We start from the raw sequence: 17,158 nt of genomic DNA on the forward strand, positions 1-17,158 counted from the left end.
GTGCCAGTAGGAGACAACATGACAAGCAATACAACAACCACGGCATACACCCCCGCCGTACCGGCCATCATAGAGCAAAACCCCATACGCAGCGGCGATGACTGGCAACAAATGCGCACCGCCTGTGAGCAAGACCTAGGCGCTTTTCACGGTGACATCGCCGCCAAAAACTGCCATTGGTTTAACGCTGAACAAAACGCATGGCTCAGCAAAACCGACAACGGCTGGACCGGCTGGAATACCAGCGGCCAGCCCGTAGACCTAGCCCAGTGGACACCTTGGCACACCGCCCTAGACGAAAGCGACGCACCTTTTTACCGCTGGTTTATAGGCGGCAAAACCAACGCCGCCTTTAACGAAGTTGACCGCCACGTATTAGCTGGCCACGGCGCTGAAACCGCTTTCTTCTACGAAGGTGACCGCTGGGATCCAACCGCTAACGGCGGCAAAGGTGGCCCAGTACAACACTATGCCATGTCGCGCCGCGACTTAATGATTCAGTCAGTATTAGCGGCACAAGCTTTACGCGACCTAGGCTTGCAATGCGGCGACCGTATCGCCATCAACATGCCGAATATACTTGAGCAAATCGTGTGGACCGAAGCAGCCAAGCGCGTAGGCGTCATCTACACACCGGTATTTGGTGGTTTTTCTGATAAAACTTTATCTGATCGCATAGAAAACGCAGGCGCTCGTATTGTTATCACCGCCGATGGTGCAGCACGTAACGCCGAAGTGGCGGGTTTTAAAGAAGTGTATACCGACCCCGCTTTAGATAAATATATCTCTATCACTTCTGCTTTAGATATTCTTGCTAACGCCAACGTTGATGACGCATTAAAAACCAAAATTGTTGCTCATGTAACAGACGTACTCGGTGGCGAAATTACTTTAAGCCGCGCCGAAGTCATGCGCGAAGTGGGCCAAATTTTAGCGAAGGCACAATTGAGTGCTGAAGACACCGCCGAGTTACGTGGCGAATTAGCTGCGGCATTATCTAACTCCCCCGCCCGTGTAGAAAAAGTGGTGGTGGTACGCCACGCAGGCTTAAGCGACTTGCCTTGGTCAGAAGGCCGCGACGTATGGGCACACGATTTATTAGCCGATGCTGAACAAAAAATATTAACCAACGCCGGTTTAAAAACACGCGCTGACTTGGACGCCTTAAGCGATCAAGACTTAGTCGCCGCATTGTACAAATCGGTACAACCCGTAGAGGTAGATGCTGAATTCCCCCTATTCATCATCTACACCTCGGGCTCAACGGGCAAACCCAAAGGCGTAGTGCATGTACACGGCGGCTATATTGCCGGCATCACCGAAACCATGAAGGTAGCGTTTGACGCAGTACCGGGCAAAGACGTGATGTGGGTGATTGCCGACCCCGGCTGGATCACCGGCCAGTCGTATATGATTAGTGGCGCGTTGTCTGCACGCATACCCTCCGTAGTTACCGAAGGCTCACCGGTATTTCCCCACACCGGTAGATTTTCTTCCATCATAGAACGCTATGGCGTCACCATTTTTAAAGCGGGCTCTACCTTTTTGAAAGGTATTATGACCAACAATCAAAACCGCGCCGACGTCGACCGCTACGACATGTCTTCGGTAAAAGTCGCCACCTTCTGTGCCGAACCTACGTCACCGTCGGTGCAAGAATTTGCCATGGACTTGATGACACCACAGTACATCAACTCCTACTGGGCTACCGAGCACGGCGGCATAGTATGGACTCACCCCTACGGCAATAAAGATTTACCGCTGCGCGCTGATACCCACACTTACCCACTGCCGTGGATATTCGGCGACATCTGGATTCCACAAGGTAGCGCTGACGAGCAAGGCCGTGTTGGCTTCCGCTCTGCTGAGCACGAAGAAAAAGGCGAAATCGTTATTGCCCGCCCTTATCCCTATTTAGCGCGCACCATTTGGGGCGACAGCAATAATGTAGGTAAGCCCGACTGGAAAGGCGATATCGCGCGTTTTGAAAAAACTTATTTTGGCAGCTACCGCAATGACGATGGCACACCTGCCTACGGTTATTTGCAAGGTGACTTTGCCCGTAACTATGAAGATGGCAGTTTCTCATTACACGGCCGATCGGATGACGTTATCAATGTATCGGGACACCGTATGGGTACCGAAGAAATTGAAGGTGCTATCTTAAAAGACAAGCAAGTTAACCCCGATTCAAAAGTCGGCAACTGTATTGTTATAGGCGCACCGCACACGGCAAAAGGTTTAACACCCTTGGCTTTTATCTTGCCTATGGCTGGCGCGCACATCACCCGTGATGACGAGCGTAAGCTAAAAGAATTGGTACGCGAAGAAAAAGGGATTGTTGCCGTTCCTTCAGACTTCATCACCGTTTCTGCTTTTCCAGAAACGCGCAGTGGAAAATACATGCGCCGTTTCTTAAAAGCGATTGTTCTCGGTGAAGAGTTGGGTGACACCACCACACTACGCAACCCAGAATGTTTAGACGAGATACGCGCAGCAGTAGCTAACTGGCAAGCAGGCCAAGACCGTGCCGAGCGTCAAACCATTACTGAAACCACACGCACATTGCGTATTGAATACGCGCCAGTTGGCACTAAAAATGGCGTAGCCATACGCGTTGCCACCGTCACCATTACCAACCCACCGGTTAATGCTTTATCTGAGCGTTTACTGGATGAATTGGAAACAGCACTCACCCACATAGCGCGTCGCTCCGATATAGGCGCAGTAGTGTTAGCCGGTGCAGGTAACAAAGCCTTTGTGGCCGGTGCCGACGTGCGCCAATTATTAGAAGACGTACACGATGCCGCCGCCGCGCGCTCACTGCCTTCTAAGGCGCATGCCGTCGCCAATATGATAGAAAACATGAGCAAGCCGGTGATAGCTGCTGTTGAGGGCGTAGCCCTAGGCGGTGGTTGTGAGATGGCACTAGCTTGCCACTTGCGGGTGGCGAACAGCCGCACTATTTTCGGCCAGCCAGAAATTAACTTGTACCTGCCACCGGGTTACGGTGGCACCCAACGTTTACCACGTGTTTTGATGGATGCGGCGGGTGATGATGCCATTACCGGCTTAAATCGCGCCATGGCTATGCTGTTATCGGGCCGTCAAATTAAAGGCCAACAAGCTAACGAGTTTGGTTTAGTTGATAAATACTGCACCGGCACTGACAGCGTATTACCGGCCGCGCAAGCACTGGCACGTGCAGCAGCACTTAATGGTGCAGGCGATGCCATTAATGCCATGAACAAACGTCACCAGGCAGTGGCGCGCTGGAATCTAGCGGCAAGCTTCCCCGCAGCGACCTTAGACGATGACTACGTACAAATTTGTATTAAGGCATCCGAACAAGCAGGCCGCGGCCCCGTTGCCCACGCTATTGTAGGTTTAGTTAAGCTAGGATTTGAGCAAGGCTTTAAAGCAGGCTTAAATAGCGAGATAGACACCTTCGCTAAATTTGTGATGGACGAAGAAAACGGCGGTAAAAAAGGCATACAGTTGTTTATGGATAAACAATCGCCTGCGCTGCCCAGTAAGGCCCGTAAAGATATTAGCGAGAAAGCTGCGCTAATCGAAAGAGGCGACTTGCTACCTATGGGCGCGCCTTACTTAGCCGGTATCACCCCCATCCCCAGCTACCAATTAGCGAAGGCGGTTGTTCGCGATGCCAAAACCGGCGCTTACTGCCACGGCGATCCGATCGACGTAGAAGAAGAAGTCATCATCCCGGTGCCGCAACCAGAGGCTAATGAAGCTTTGGTGTATATGCTGACTTCTGAACTTAACTACAATGATATTTGGGCCATTACCGGCATCCCCATTTCATTATTCGATGAGCATGACGAAGATATACACGTCACCGGTTCTGGCGGTATAGGCATAGTGGCAAAAATGGGCGAAGGCCTACAGGGCGAAGGCCGTTTGGCTGTGGGTAAACTGGTAGTGGTTTATTCCGGTGTGTCTGATGTGCTAGATCCCGCTGCCGGTGTAGACCCCATGTTCACCGACTTTCATATACAGGGTTACCAATCACCCGACGGCTCGCACCAGCAGTTTATGATTTGCTCGGGGCCGCAGATGATAGCCCCCGCCGCTGACTTAAGCTTAGAAACAGCTGGCTCTTACATGCTACCTGCAGGTACCGCCTATCGCGCCTTATTCCGCGCGTTAGAATTACGCCAAGGCGATAGAATGTTTGTTGAAGGTGCAGCTTCGGGCACCGGTGCCTGGTCGGTAGAATTAGGTATAGCCGCTGGCGCTAAAATTACCGGTATGGTGTCGTCGGAAGAGCGTTGTGAATATTTACGCAAACAAGGCTCTGCCGGTATTAATCGTAAAGACTCAGCCATCAAAGATTGCTTCAGCAAAGTCCCTGTCGATGCCATTCAGTGGGCAGAATGGCAGCAACAAGGTGAAGGATTCTTACAAGCAGTACGTGCAGCTAACGATGGCGAACTGTGTACCCACGGTTTATCACATGCCGGTGAAACCGCCTTCCCACGTAGCTTCCAAGCGCTAGGCGAAAACGGCGTAATGACCTACTTCGGTGCTAGCTCGGGTTACCACATGACCTTTATAGGCAAGCCCGGTAGCAGCTCAGCTACCGACATGTTACGCAAAGCCAAGGCACGACCAGGGCAAGCAACTGTTATCTTCTACGGCAGCCGCACTGGCCAGCGTGATAACGAAGCACTAGCCGCCATTGAAGCGGGCCGCGCTTCGTCACTACGCATAGTTGTTGTTACCGACACCGATGCCGAACGCGACTTTGTGATGTCCTTAGGTTTTGGTGATGCGGTATTAGGCGCGGTAAGCCTGACAGAAATTAGACGCCGCGAACCTGAATTCGACTGGCCGGATACCATGGGTGATTTACCTAATCCCGAGTCACCAGAGTTTAAAGAATGCGTGCGCTTGATGAACGAAAATACCCTTAAGCCCATAGGTAAAGCAGTAGGTAAGTTGTTGCGCTCTGAAGACAACCCACGCGGCCAACCCGACATCATCATAGAACGTGCGCACACGGACTCCTTGTTTGCCACCACCATGATGGTGAAACCCCACACCGGCATAGTGATCTACGCCGGTGACATGGGCGGCAAGCGTTACAGCTTCTACGCACCGCAAGTGTGGATGCGTCAGCGTTCTGTGCTCATGCCTACCGCATCTATAGTCGGCACCCACTTATGTAACGCGGCAGAAATCTTAGGCCTAAACCAAATGATAGACGCCGGCGCGGTACAAGTACCCGAGCCTTACTTAGGTGAGTGGGATGAAATGGAAAACCTACACCAAGCCATGTGGGAAAACCGCCTACCGGAAGTGACTAACGGCGCTGTTAAAACCGTTATCAACCACGCCCTACCCATGCACGGCTTAAAATCCATGGATGAGTTGCTGGCGGCGTGGGCTGAGCAGTCATAGACTGCTCAGCAGTAAGCCGCAGGCTTACGGGGACAGATCTTTAGCTCTGTCCCCTTTCGCTACAAGCTACAAGCTACAAGCTACAAGCTACAAGCTACAAGCTACAAAAGTATGTTGCTGTTTTATCAATAAACCAGCAACATACTTTTCATAAACCCGTTTTATCTGAAGTCGCTTTTACTTTCTAGAAGCCACTTCAAATACAACGACGAAGCACCCAACTCCCCTTGGGAGTCGCCGAGCAACGGAGATTTTTAACGGGACGAAGTAGTGAGGGATGTCTGAGTATTTTGAAGATTTAGTATCTTCAAAATGCGAGTTCCGCAGCGGCCGCTAGTTTCTGATTCAAAAATGCTGGAGGCATTTTTTCACCCTACGGGCGCCTTTTGTAAAACAGGCGTCCAAATTGCTGTGCAATTTGTGAGTAGCGCAGGGAACCCGAAGGGCGACGGACTAGGGGTGCCCTTTCTTTTGGTTCTGTTTTCTTTGATTCAAAAATTCTTCAAGAATTTTTTCACCCTACGGGCGCCTTTAGAAAACAGGCGTCCAAATTGAGGTACAATTTGTGGGCAAACAAAGAAAATGAACTCGCCTAGCAAGGCGAAACAAAGCCTAACAAAACACTATAAAATAGAACCTTGATCAAAATCACAGGCAACTAGATACCGGCCTTCGCCGGTATGACAAAAAACAACTTCCTAGTAGAAAATACAGGCAAACACCCACCATGCAATTCAAAGCACTACTAACCACCGAAAACCAAGGTAACTACGACACCAAACTCGTCACCCGCCACATCGACGACCTACCCCAAGGCGACTTACTCATTGCCGTTAGCTACAGCTGCCTAAACTACAAAGATGCCCTCTCCACCTCCGGCCACCCCGGCATTGCCAAAAACTTCCCCCACACCCCCGGTGTCGATGCCGTAGGCGTGGTCAAAGAAAGCTGCAGCGACAAGTTTAATGTTGGCGATACTGTTATTGTTACCGGTCACGACTTTGGCATGCATACCGATGGCGGCCTATCGGAATATATACGCGTGCCCGCAGCTTGGGCCATACCGCTGCCCGCAGGGCTAAGCCCACTACAGGCCATGCAACTAGGCACCGCCGGTTTAACCGCGGGTTTAAGCTTATTAAAGCTGGAAGCCATGGGCGCCAAACCCGGCGACAGTGTATTAGTCACCGGCGCCACCGGCGGCGTGGGCTGCCTTAGCGTAGCCCTGCTAAGCAAATGCGGTTATAAAACTATCGCCAGCAGCGGTAAGGCTCAATACAGCGATAAGCTAATAGCACTGGGAGCTAGCGAAGTAATAGACCGTAAGCAACTGTCGGAAGACTCCCCCAAGGCACTATTAAAACCCCGCTGGCAACACGCCATAGACTGCGTAGGCGGCGACACCTTGGTGAATATTTTTAAAACCCTAGCCCCCGGTGGCAGTGTTGCCGCCAGTGGTTTGGTCGCCTCTGCCAACATCAACGCCACGGTATACCCCTTCATTCTACGCGGCATCAACCTATTGGGCATAGACTCGGTAGGAGTTAGCAATGACCTGCGCATAGCCGTATGGCAGCGCTTTGCCAGCCATTGGCAATTAGACTTGCCTCCAGGGTTTGTTACCGAGATAGACTTAGAGCAAGCCTATGATTACATACAGCGATTCAAACAAGGCGACATATTCGGTCGTATAGTGGTTAAAATCACCGCATAAATACTAATACTAAGGGGCTAGTTGCCAGATTGTCGCTTTGCCCCTTTTTCATAGGCTGTTAAAGTAGCGGTCTTAACAACTCACGATTATATTTACAGGGCTGCGTTTTTTATGTCTTCAAAGCAAGAGCAATTCATAGGTGAACCTTTAAGCCCTGCACAAACCATGGATAGCGGCTCACCACAGGTGACTTCCTCCGGTATTTTATTAGAGGTACACCCCAGCCGCGCCGAGTTATATGAAGAGCTACACAATCGCCCTTCACCGCTGGTTAAAACCCCCTGCTGTGTGACCCATATTGCGCTATTAGTGAGCCGTGAGCAGCGCGCCGATGAATACCAGCACCTAGTGCAGCTATGCCAACGCTTTAGCATTAACCCACCAGCCGAAGGTGCCTCTTGTTTTTATCAAAACTTTGGTGGCTTTGAGTTGCGCTGGGAAAGCCACATGGAGTTTTCCACCTATACTTTTATTTGCAGCGCATCCGACCCGGAGTCCTTTATCACCAAACCTTACACCGGCCGCGCCTTGCAGTATGTGCCTCGCGACTGGTTACAAAAACTACCCGGCCAATCTATGGCCGCGGTGCATTTAGCCATGGCCAAAAGCAGCGAGTCCATCAATCAAGATCATTTGGATAATGCCTTTGAACAAATGCGTTTATCGGGCAGCCAAGTGGCGGGTAATAAAGCCGAAGTTTTTACCAGCTTTCGCATACACAGCGATGGTTTTAGCCGTGCACTCATCATAGACAAAGGCTTAAATAGCTATCAAGCGGGCCGCTTGATGCAGCGGGTATTAGAAATAGAAACTTATAGAATCATGGCCCTGTTATCTCTGCCTATAGCCAGAAAGCTATCGCCACGCGTACAAAAAATGGAAGAGAAGCTGGCCAAAATCAATAACTCTATCGCCAGCTTAAAAGAAAACATAGACGATAATGGCATGCTAGTGGAGCTCTCAGAGCTGGCCGCCAAAATCGAACAGTACCGCTCAGACACCAACTATCGCTTTGGCGCTACCGTCGCCTACTACGATATTGTCAACGCTAGGCTCAGACAGTTACATGAAAAAGAAATGTCAGGCTACCAAACCCTGCAAGAATTTATTGGCCGCCGCTTAGGTCCCGGCATTAAAACCTGTGCCGCGGTGAAAGAACGCATGGAAAGCTTATCACTACGCATAGCGCAAACCAGTAGCTTATTACGCACCCGGGTAGAGCTCTCTATAGAAGCGCAAAACCAAGCTCTGCTTACCTCTATGAACCACCGCAGCGGTATGCAATTGCGCTTACAACAAACGGTAGAAGGGCTATCGGTAGTCGCCATTGCCTATTATTTAATGGGTTTGCTGGAATATATTTATGATGCAATAGAGCATCAAGGTATACATATCGATAAAACAACAGCACTGGGGCTGTCCGTTCCCTTTGCCGTATTAATCACGTGGGCAGCTATGCGCAAAATGATGCGCAGTGTTAAAGAGAAAAGTACGACGACTAAATAGCCGCCCTAACGCGTTTTTTCTAGCACTTTCTTCTGTCGTGCCGGACTTGATCCGGCATCCATCTTTCTACCAAAAACCGTAGATTCCGGGTCCAGCCCGGAATGACGCTATAGCGTGTTTTTTCTAGCGACTAGCGACTAGCAACTCCCCACTAAAGACTGTTACTTGGTAACTCCCTTAGGCTAAGCCGCCTTATAAATATGGCGATAATAACCGATCACCCCACTGCTTAAAAACACCACCTCTAACAAAATCGCAACCGGGCTAACAATCAATATATTGTGTATTAACCATACCGAGGCACCAGCCATTAGTAATAGCCGCATGCTTTTTTGCGTATGCGAAAACGAGCCCGACACCATCAGTAGATTAGCAGCCCCACTCAACAAGCTCAGATAGCCAGCATAGGTGGCAGACACAAAACCTATAGCACTCATCACAAAGGCTACATAAAGATACTTAGAGCGATAACGAATGGTAATAAAGTGCCGTACCGAGGCAATTGCAAACATAGCAGCTGCCGTATATTGCTCCAGCACATAAAAATGCCCGGCAATAAAAATAGACCCCACCCCCATAGCGGCAAAAACCTGATAGCGCTGTTTGAATTGGGCCGAACAAGAATCAAACAATAAGCCTAACAAGCCCAAGAGTTGTGAAAGTGCAAAATCACTCATTACCTATACCACCAAAATACTACATCATAGGCGGCTATTAGATGATATCTACTGCTAAATAACACTACCCCATTTAGGTGGTCGCCCCATCAAAACCATACTCATGGCTTAACTATCGTGCCACTATATGATCTCAGCTGTACGGTGCGTTAAACCCTCGCTACAGTTTCTGCCCTTAGCTTTTGCCTTATATAAATAGTTATCAGCCCGCGTAATTAAGCTTTCATAACTATCATCAGTCGACCATTCCGCCACACCAAAAGAACAACTCTGTTTAGGCAGATCGGTAAAGCTATAATTTGATATTTTTATACGCAGTTTTTCAGCGAGAAAATAAGCACCCTGCAAATCAGTTTCCGGACAAAAAACAACAAATTCTTCTCCACCCCAACGGCCTGGCACATCGGCCTCCCGTATGGTATCGCGCATAATGTCAGCCACGGCCCGTATCACCTCATCACCTTGGCTGTGACCATAACTATCATTAATACGCTTAAAATAATCCACATCAAAAATAATAATGCTGAACTTTTTATTGTAACGCTTAGCTAAGGCGATACTGTGATTAAAGGCATCACCCAAACCGCGACGGTTATACAATGAGGTTAGCGGATCTATGCTGGACAATGCCTCTATACGTTTTTTATCACTAATGTTGACGCTAATTTCCATTAAACCTGCCAACCTACCTTTGGCATCAACTACAGATTCCAGATCCATCATCAGCCAAAAAACACCCTCTGTTTTATGCTGTAATAACAGCTCGCCTGACCACGCCCCCTGTTTAACAAGCGCGACATTAAAAGCATCACGCAGCATTACTATGCTGGATTCATGGGCCAAATAGTCAAAATGTTTTCCTAACAGCTCTGCAGCGGTATAGCCTGAGGCTTCACAAAACGCTTGTGATACACGGGTAAACTCGCCCTTGGTATTCATCACACTGTTGATCACATAACGATCTACCACATCCAAGTAATAACCCAATTCATCCCTTGCTTCAACAAGTGCTTGGGAGCGTAGCGCCACTTGTTTTTTTAAGCGATGATTATAGGCCCAGAGTATAAAAGCAACGGATAGCGTTAAAGCCAGCGCTAGCAGCAATAGTTTTAACCAGCCGTGCTGTGCTTGCTCTTGGTAGTAGTCTAGATAATTAATGCCCTCTATATCTTGCGTAGTGTCGGCCAAACCTAGCTGTTTATAGATATCGCTAATACGCCCAAAACGATTAAGGCTAAAATAACCCAATTCCACTAACTGGGGTTTAATTAAACGTACGGTGTTCTCAGCTTCGTATAGCAAATGAGCCAGTGTTTTCTCTGTTTCTAGGTTTTTAAAAATCCATTCTGCCATTTCTTTTGGATGAGCAATGGCATACTCCCAGCCTTTAAGGCTGGCCTCACGAAAACGTAACACTTTCTGCTTATTGTTTTTTAAATAGTCTTCACGGGTAAACAGCATATCGCCATAAAAATCTATGCCGTAACTGGCTGGAGAAATAATATTTATTGCTATATTTTTTTCTATATATAAATAAGGCTGATCAGTGATATAGCCAGACATTACATCCACTTCGCCGTTAAGCAAGGCATCGTCTTTAAAGCTATGAGGCATATGGCTGTATTGATCATCATCTAAACCAAATTCGGTAAACATTGCGGTTAACACCGCATCATCGACATTGCGCTGAAACATAACCCGCTTACCCACCAACTCTAACGGGCTGAGTATATTGGATGACTGTTTACTAATAAGCACTAAAGGGGAATGTTGAAATACCGCCGCCAAAATAACGACGGGCTTACCCTGTAACCGTGAAAGCACCAAACTAGAGTCAGCAACGCCAAACTCAGCTGCGCCACTGAGCACTACCTCGGACGCACTACGCTGAAAATTAACCGGCAATATATCCACATCAAAACCGGCATCGGCATAATAACCTTGCTTGATAGCGGCATAAAAACCAGCAAATTGAAATTGATGTTTCCATTTTAATTGCAGGCGAACTTTTTCTAAAGCTAGCTCAGGCTCAGGCTGAGCCACGGTGGAATTGCTAAGCAGCAAGATCACCACCGCTAGCAGCGCACTAGCCAGCCACCTCGTCACATTCAACATATTCAGCCTCTAAGCTTCACTATTATTATTTGTTGAGATCACAATAATTATTCATTGTACACGCTGCCACGCAGCGTGAATACTCGCGCCTTTTTACCGTTCACCTATATTTTTACCGTTCACCTCTACAGGCAGCAGCGCAAACCGCTAGCCGAGGCTACACCTGCGATGAATAATGCTTACACACTAGATACTGCAGCCCAGCCACTAGCAACTTACGCACATATTGCCGAACAATTATACAGCAAAGGCTATTGCATACTCGAACAGGTTATACCGCATAACCTGGCTGCCACTTTGTGCGCGCAAGCAAAAACATATAGTGATGACTATAAAAAAGCTGAGGTAGGTAGGGGCGATAATAAGCACTACAACCCAGCTATACGCAGCGATGAGATTTTATGGATTAGTGAGAAAACTGCGGCGGAGACGAATTGGCTGGCTTGGGCGGAAGGTTTACGCGTGCAGCTGAACCAGCGCTTATTCTTAAACCTGTCCCATGTTGAAAGCCACTTTTCGCATTATCCACCCGACGCCTTTTATCGCAAGCATCGTGATGCCTTTCAAGGTAATAGCAATCGCCTAGTCTCTATGGTGACCTACCTCAACCCCAGCTGGTGCCCTGAAGATGGTGGCGAAATGCTGTTATATGATGACAATGAGCAACAGATATTGCGGGTACAACCCACTCTAGGCACGCTGGCAGTATTTTTAAGCAATGAGTTCCCTCACGAAGTACTGGCCACCCAGAAAGACCGCTACAGCATAGCCAGCTGGTTTAGAGTCAACGAGCTTGACGCCCCAGTAATATCCCGGCTTAAGTAAACTGGCCAGCCCCTGCCATCAGTATGACGGGGCTTATTAACTAATTATTCGCCCTGACGCCGGTCTTTATGGCTTCTTTTTGCTTCCCGGTAGCGATTTACCCGCGCATGCACCCCACGGCTAAACAAGACAGTACGCTCTTCTAGCAAATCCACCCCGTATAAAATCATCACCACCAAAATAGAAAGCTTAATTGCCGGCCCCAAATGTTCACAGGCAATAAGCACGCCCAATGAGGCCAACACCCAAATCGTCGAGGCCGATGTCACCCCCACTACTGCACCGTCTTTAGCTAACATCACACCGGCACCTAAAAAACCCACCCCGGTAATCACCTGCCCTATTACCCGCGAGGTATCCACTTGTTGGCCGCTAAACAAAAAGGAGGTGGCGACAAATAAATAGGTACCCAAAATAATCAAGGAAGCGGTACGTATGCCTACGGGCTTACCACGTACTTGCCGCTCCAAACCAATTATGCCACCACAAAACAGCGCAACGGCTATGGAGTGCCAATTAAAAGGGCTGATATCAAATAGTTCTGCCAATCGTTTTACCTCGAAGTAATGCTTTGTATAGCGTCAAAATGTCTATGCCTAAACAGCTAGTAAACACTAACAGAAAGGCTAAAACTAGCGCGCACTATAATTCATTTATACGGAAAAACAACGGACTACAACTAGTATTTTTAATACTCTCTTTCAACCTAGCGGCTAAACGTCTTCGATAAAAAATATTAATTATCACGTTAAAAAAATATTGATTTACCAGCAGCTAATCTCAAGGCATATTCCACAAAAAAGTGGCCCTGAATGATTGGAGTTAGGCTATGAATGATTTTGACGATGACATTGAATTGGATGCTGATGACTTTGACGATGCCGTAGATAGCTATGTCGAGGAGGAAAGCAAAAAAACTCAATTGACCAACCGCCGTCGCGAGCTAGAAGACCGCATTGAACTGTGGAAAATGCGCGATGAATTAGGTATTTATGACGAAGACCTTTATGCCTAGCTTTGCATAAGGGCCTATTTTGACCGGCAATCACGCCCATAGGTGAGACCATGAAAGACAGAAAAGCCAAAAGCAGTAAAAAATTCAGCGACGATAAAAGTCGCAAACAAGCCCGTAAAATAAAATACGCCCAAAAAGGCCGTTATATGGGCTGAACCCCTAGCTATTAACGCGTTGTACTGCGCTACAGCCTTCCGCCTATCTGTTAGTCAAGGTGGAAGGCTGCTAGATTTTAGCTGTTGTTATTCGGCAGCGCTGCAACGCTCACCCTAGCTTCATTACAACAAGCACCCCCACCTATCCCGGACTTATTGTCGGGTATCAAAGCGCGAATTTCAGTCACTAGTGACTTAATTACTATACATATAAAGAATAGCCATAAAACTCTTCATTAACTTTTTCATAACCTAGTTTTTCATACAAATGCTGGCCGGGCTTATTACTGTGCCCCGTCAACAAATCAACACGCCCCGCGCCGCTGGCTTTTGCAAATTCAGAGGCCTTATTCATTAGTAAAGCCCCTATACCTTTGTTGCGGCCATCGGCATCCACGTACAAATCATAAAGAATAAATATCTTCATCACTTCTACCGAACAAAATGAGGGGTACAACTGCACAAAACCTAATAAAGTCTCACCGTCTTCGGTGGCAGCAAAAATAACAGACTCATCATTGTTAATACGATCAGAGATGTATTGTTTAGCTAACTCAAGATCGGCATCACAGTCATAAAACTGCCTATATAAATCGAATAAACGGCCAAGCTCTGCGGTGTGAGCCTGCGTCACTCTGATAATATCTAACGGTTTGCTCATAATAAGCTCTCTTTTTAATTAGTGTTTTTACTGCCGTTAATCCTATACTATTTTGGCACCCACAAAAGAGCCAATATGTTATTTTTAAAGGTACCAATTTAGTAGTATGAACACCCTCACTAGCACCATGCTTAACGACATACAACTAGATAAACAGCTCAGCTCAAGCTTGTCACTACAGCTGTACGAAGCGATACGCGGCAGAGTTTTGTCTAGGCAGCTGGTGGCTGGCACCAAGCTAGCATCCAGCCGCGTGCTAGCTCAGCAGCTACAGATATCGCGCAACACCGTGCTAACCGCCATCGACCAACTGCGTGCCGAAGGCTATTTAGAGAGCCGAACCGGCTCTGGGGTTTGGGTGACTAGCAGCCTACCTGACTATCATATGGAGCCAGCACCTGCGCTATCTCTCACAAAAACCTCTGCCATAAAAACGACACTATCAGAGTTTGGCTGCCAATTAGCCAAGATGGATGCCGATAATGAGCCGGTTAACCATAGCTTTAGCCTAGGCGTACCCGCGCTAGATCATTTCCCTACGGATGTTTGGCAACGCTTAAGTAATCGACAGCAAGAATTAAAAGACCCTGACCTGCTAGGTTTTACAGACAGCTTAGGCTACCTACCGCTAAGAGAATCCATACGCCACTACCTGCAAGAATCTCGTGGTATTAACTGCACAACCGAACAAATTTTAATAAGCTACGGTGCGCAACAAGCACTGGATCTTTGCGCCCGCGTATTGCTTAACCGCAAAGATATGGCGGTAGTCGAAGAGCCGGGTTATCACGGCATGAAGGCAGCGTTAACCTCGGTGGGGGCCAGCATCAAGCCCTGCAAGGTTGATCAGCAAGGTTTGAATATCAACGCCCTGCGCTTATTGAAAAACAAACCCAAAATGATTTACACCACACCCGCCCATCAATACCCCTTGGGGCAGATCATGCCGCTGACTAGGCGCTTACAATTACTGGAGTGGGCTGCAACAAACAACTGTTGGATTATCGAAGATGATTACGACAGCGAATACCATTTTACCCACCGGCCACTGCCCGCCATGCAAAGCCTAGCGCAACATGATCAGGTGATTTACCTAGGTTCATTTAGCAAAGTGCTATTCCCCGCCATACGATTAGGCTATTTAGTGTTACCTAAAAACTTAATAAAAGCTTTCACTAACGCTAAGTTCGTCAGCTGTGCGGAAACCGCCATACACAACCAAATTGTAACGGCTAATTTTTTGCAAGAGGGCCACTTTAAAACACATCTCAAACGTATGCGGGTGCTTTACGGTGAACGCTGGCAAATTATCCGCCGTGAGTGCGAACAACAGCTGCCTAACTGGTGTGAGCTACAAGCCGAACATGCTGGCATGCACGTGGTAATTATTTTTAATAAGCACGTTGACGATCAAAAACTGCAAGACATATTGGCCAAAAAACAGCTTATCACCCATAGCCTCAGTGATTTTTATTACGGCAACAATAAACGCTATGGATTGGTGCTGGGCTTTGCCAATAGTTCGCCTGAACAAATAAAACAAGGTATCGCCACTATCGCCACAGAACTATTAAATAACAGCCATAATACAGCCCCATAAAAAATGCCGGCTTTTAGCCGGCATTGTTCTGACATCACTCTTGGCACTAAGCCATCAACAGCGCCAATTTATCACAAACGGCACCGGTAGATTTTCTCAGCCACGCAGGCGCTTTACCTTTGTTGTATAATTCCTCCTCCCAAGAAAATATATTGAGCAGAGTCTGGTAGGTTAACCAGCGGCAGGGCTCTGGCTCCCAGCGTTTGAGTGCGCTTTTATGGGTAGCCTGGGTGAAAGCCCAAGGCATGGCCGTGAGCTGAGTTTCTTTTTGCAAAATCATATCGGCCAGAGTACGACCAAATAAATTAGCAGCCCCTACCCCTTCACCACCGTAACCGCCAGCACTGGCTATACCCGTGTTAGCATCAAACACCGCAAAGGGCGTGAAGTTTCTCGCCATGCCTAAAGTACCGCCCCAGCCGTGGGTGACGTTAACGCTGGCTAAACTGGGGAATAAATCCCGCAGTATTTGCTCGCGCTCTCTAAACGCTGGGTCGCTTAAGGCAAATTGATGGCGCACTTTGCCGCCAAAAATATAGCCGCCACGGGCACCAAAAATTATACGGCCATCGGCAGAGCGCTGGCCATAAGTAGCCATGCGGCCCGCATCGCTAAAAGTGGGCCTATCGGCTAGGCCGATTTCATCCCACTTTGATTCTGTTAAAGGCTCGGTGGCGACAATTAAACTTTGTATAGGTAGCACGTAGCGCTTTAAGCCCATCAGCTCGTCGGCAAAGCCTTCGGTGGCAGGCACAATCACATCGGCACGCACACTGCCCTGTGCTGTTTGTAGCTGCTTGTGGCCCACGTGAGTGACAGCGCTTTGCTCATAAATGCTAACGCCCTTACGCTCCAAACATTCGGCCAAACCACGCACTAATTTAGCGGGGTTAATCGCTGCGCAGTGCGGGGTATAGATAGCGCCCATGCCATTGCGCATGCGCACGGTGGCATCCAGTTCGGCTTTGTTTAGCCAGCGATAATCGTCCTCGCTTAAGCCAGCCTGGTATAAATGTTTAAGCTCACTTTGCTGAAAGGCCAACTGCTCGGGGTAGCGGGCAGCGGCGTAAACTGAGCCGCCGTGATGCAAATCGCAGTCTATATTCTCAGCCGCTAACACCTGCTTAACCTCATCAATAATAGAAAAGATCAGCTGATAAGCCGCCTGCCGCTCAGGTTCTGGCAGCCCCGCTAGGTATTTGGTTTCACCGGCCAAAGCGCCCATTAACCAGCCGCCATTGCGGCCAGAGGCACCAAAACCAGCGGTTTCGGACTCGATGATGGCTATACGTAAATCGGGCTGTTGCTTATTAAGATAGTAAGCCGTCCATAGTCCGGTAAAGCCGGCACCGATAATGGCCACATCGACTTGTATATCTTCGCTTAGTATCGGCCGGGGCTGTATTTTCTCGGCCAAGGTATCAAACCAAAAGCTTACCGCTTGCTTGTTGTAATCCGTCATAGGG

At 48.3% G+C, this 17,158-nt stretch carries 11 protein-coding genes; 6 read left to right on the forward strand and 5 right to left on the reverse strand.

Going from position 1 to position 17,158, the window contains the following annotated elements:
* Window positions 1-18 precede the first annotated feature (18 nt).
* The 3 genes from B067_RS0106670 (at window position 19) to B067_RS0106685 (ending at window position 8,644) form a co-directional block, all read left to right on the forward strand.
* Complete coding sequence (locus tag B067_RS0106670) at window positions 19-5,424, forward strand: AMP-binding protein (RefSeq protein ID WP_019529298.1); 5,406 nt, start codon at window positions 19-21, stop codon at window positions 5,422-5,424.
* 727 nt (window positions 5,425-6,151) lie between these two features.
* Window positions 6,152-7,138, forward strand: coding sequence for a YhdH/YhfP family quinone oxidoreductase (locus tag B067_RS0106680; RefSeq protein WP_019529300.1), 987 nt, complete (start codon window positions 6,152-6,154; stop codon window positions 7,136-7,138).
* 111 nt (window positions 7,139-7,249) lie between these two features.
* On the forward strand, window positions 7,250-8,644 hold the full coding sequence (locus tag B067_RS0106685; protein ID WP_019529301.1) for a DUF3422 family protein: 1,395 nt from the start codon (window positions 7,250-7,252) through the stop codon (window positions 8,642-8,644).
* A 182-nt stretch (window positions 8,645-8,826) separates the two neighbouring features.
* On the opposite strand, the gene B067_RS0106690 is transcribed toward B067_RS0106685, so the two are convergent.
* Both B067_RS0106690 and B067_RS0106695 read right to left on the reverse strand, forming a co-directional pair.
* Entirely contained in the window at window positions 8,827-9,321 is a 495-nt protein-coding gene (locus B067_RS0106690; RefSeq protein ID WP_019529302.1) for a YgjV family protein, read from the reverse strand.
* A gap of 123 nt (window positions 9,322-9,444) precedes the next feature.
* Entirely contained in the window at window positions 9,445-11,436 is a 1,992-nt protein-coding gene (locus B067_RS0106695; protein WP_019529303.1) for an ABC transporter substrate-binding protein, read from the reverse strand.
* Window positions 11,437-11,511: 75 nt separating this feature from the next.
* On the opposite strand from B067_RS0106695, the gene B067_RS0106700 reads away from it, so the two are divergent.
* Window positions 11,512-12,261 carry a 2OG-Fe(II) oxygenase gene (locus B067_RS0106700; RefSeq protein ID WP_019529304.1) on the forward strand — a complete coding sequence of 250 codons (750 nt, stop codon included), beginning with the start codon at window positions 11,512-11,514 and terminating at the stop codon, window positions 12,259-12,261.
* Between the two features lie 44 nt (window positions 12,262-12,305).
* Here B067_RS0106700 and B067_RS0106705 read toward each other — a convergent pair whose 3' ends face one another.
* Complete coding sequence (locus B067_RS0106705; protein ID WP_019529305.1) at window positions 12,306-12,809, reverse strand: MgtC/SapB family protein; 504 nt, start codon at window positions 12,807-12,809, stop codon at window positions 12,306-12,308.
* Window positions 12,810-13,090: 281 nt separating this feature from the next.
* Between B067_RS0106705 and B067_RS0106710 the strand changes: the two genes are divergently transcribed.
* Window positions 13,091-13,276, forward strand: coding sequence for a hypothetical protein (locus B067_RS0106710; protein ID WP_019529306.1), 186 nt, complete (start codon window positions 13,091-13,093; stop codon window positions 13,274-13,276).
* Between the two features lie 357 nt (window positions 13,277-13,633).
* Here the strand turns inward: B067_RS0106710 and B067_RS0106720 are convergent, their stop codons facing one another.
* Window positions 13,634-14,092, reverse strand: coding sequence for a GNAT family N-acetyltransferase (locus B067_RS0106720; protein ID WP_019529308.1), 459 nt, complete (start codon window positions 14,090-14,092; stop codon window positions 13,634-13,636).
* A 106-nt stretch (window positions 14,093-14,198) separates the two neighbouring features.
* Between B067_RS0106720 and pdxR the strand changes: the two genes are divergently transcribed.
* Window positions 14,199-15,692, forward strand: a complete 1,494-nt coding sequence (pdxR, locus tag B067_RS19825) for a MocR-like pyridoxine biosynthesis transcription factor PdxR (RefSeq protein WP_019529309.1) — start codon at window positions 14,199-14,201, stop codon at window positions 15,690-15,692.
* A gap of 46 nt (window positions 15,693-15,738) precedes the next feature.
* Here the strand turns inward: pdxR and B067_RS0106730 are convergent, their stop codons facing one another.
* Entirely contained in the window at window positions 15,739-17,154 is a 1,416-nt protein-coding gene (locus B067_RS0106730) for an NAD(P)/FAD-dependent oxidoreductase (protein WP_019529310.1), read from the reverse strand.
* Between the last annotated feature and the right edge of the window lie 4 nt (window positions 17,155-17,158).

Source organism: Dasania marina DSM 21967, assembly GCF_000373485.1.
Classification (GTDB): Bacteria; Pseudomonadota; Gammaproteobacteria; order Pseudomonadales; family Dasaniaceae; genus Dasania; species Dasania marina.

Bases quoted from the DNA above. Each gene is read 5' to 3' on its own strand.
- B067_RS0106710 (WP_019529306.1), top strand. From the start codon at position 13,091: ATGAATGATTTTGACGATGACATTGAATTGGATGCTGATGACTTTGAC.
- B067_RS0106680 (WP_019529300.1), top strand. From the start codon at position 6,152: ATGCAATTCAAAGCACTACTAACCACCGAAAACCAAGGTAACTACGAC.
- B067_RS0106690 (WP_019529302.1), bottom strand. From the start codon at position 9,321: ATGAGTGATTTTGCACTTTCACAACTCTTGGGCTTGTTAGGCTTATTG.
- B067_RS0106730 (WP_019529310.1), bottom strand. From the start codon at position 17,154: ATGACGGATTACAACAAGCAAGCGGTAAGCTTTTGGTTTGATACCTTG.
- B067_RS0106670 (WP_019529298.1), top strand. From the start codon at position 19: ATGACAAGCAATACAACAACCACGGCATACACCCCCGCCGTACCGGCC.
- B067_RS0106720 (WP_019529308.1), bottom strand. From the start codon at position 14,092: ATGAGCAAACCGTTAGATATTATCAGAGTGACGCAGGCTCACACCGCA.
- B067_RS0106695 (WP_019529303.1), bottom strand. From the start codon at position 11,436: ATGTTGAATGTGACGAGGTGGCTGGCTAGTGCGCTGCTAGCGGTGGTG.
- pdxR (WP_019529309.1), top strand. From the start codon at position 14,199: ATGAACACCCTCACTAGCACCATGCTTAACGACATACAACTAGATAAA.
- B067_RS0106685 (WP_019529301.1), top strand. From the start codon at position 7,250: ATGTCTTCAAAGCAAGAGCAATTCATAGGTGAACCTTTAAGCCCTGCA.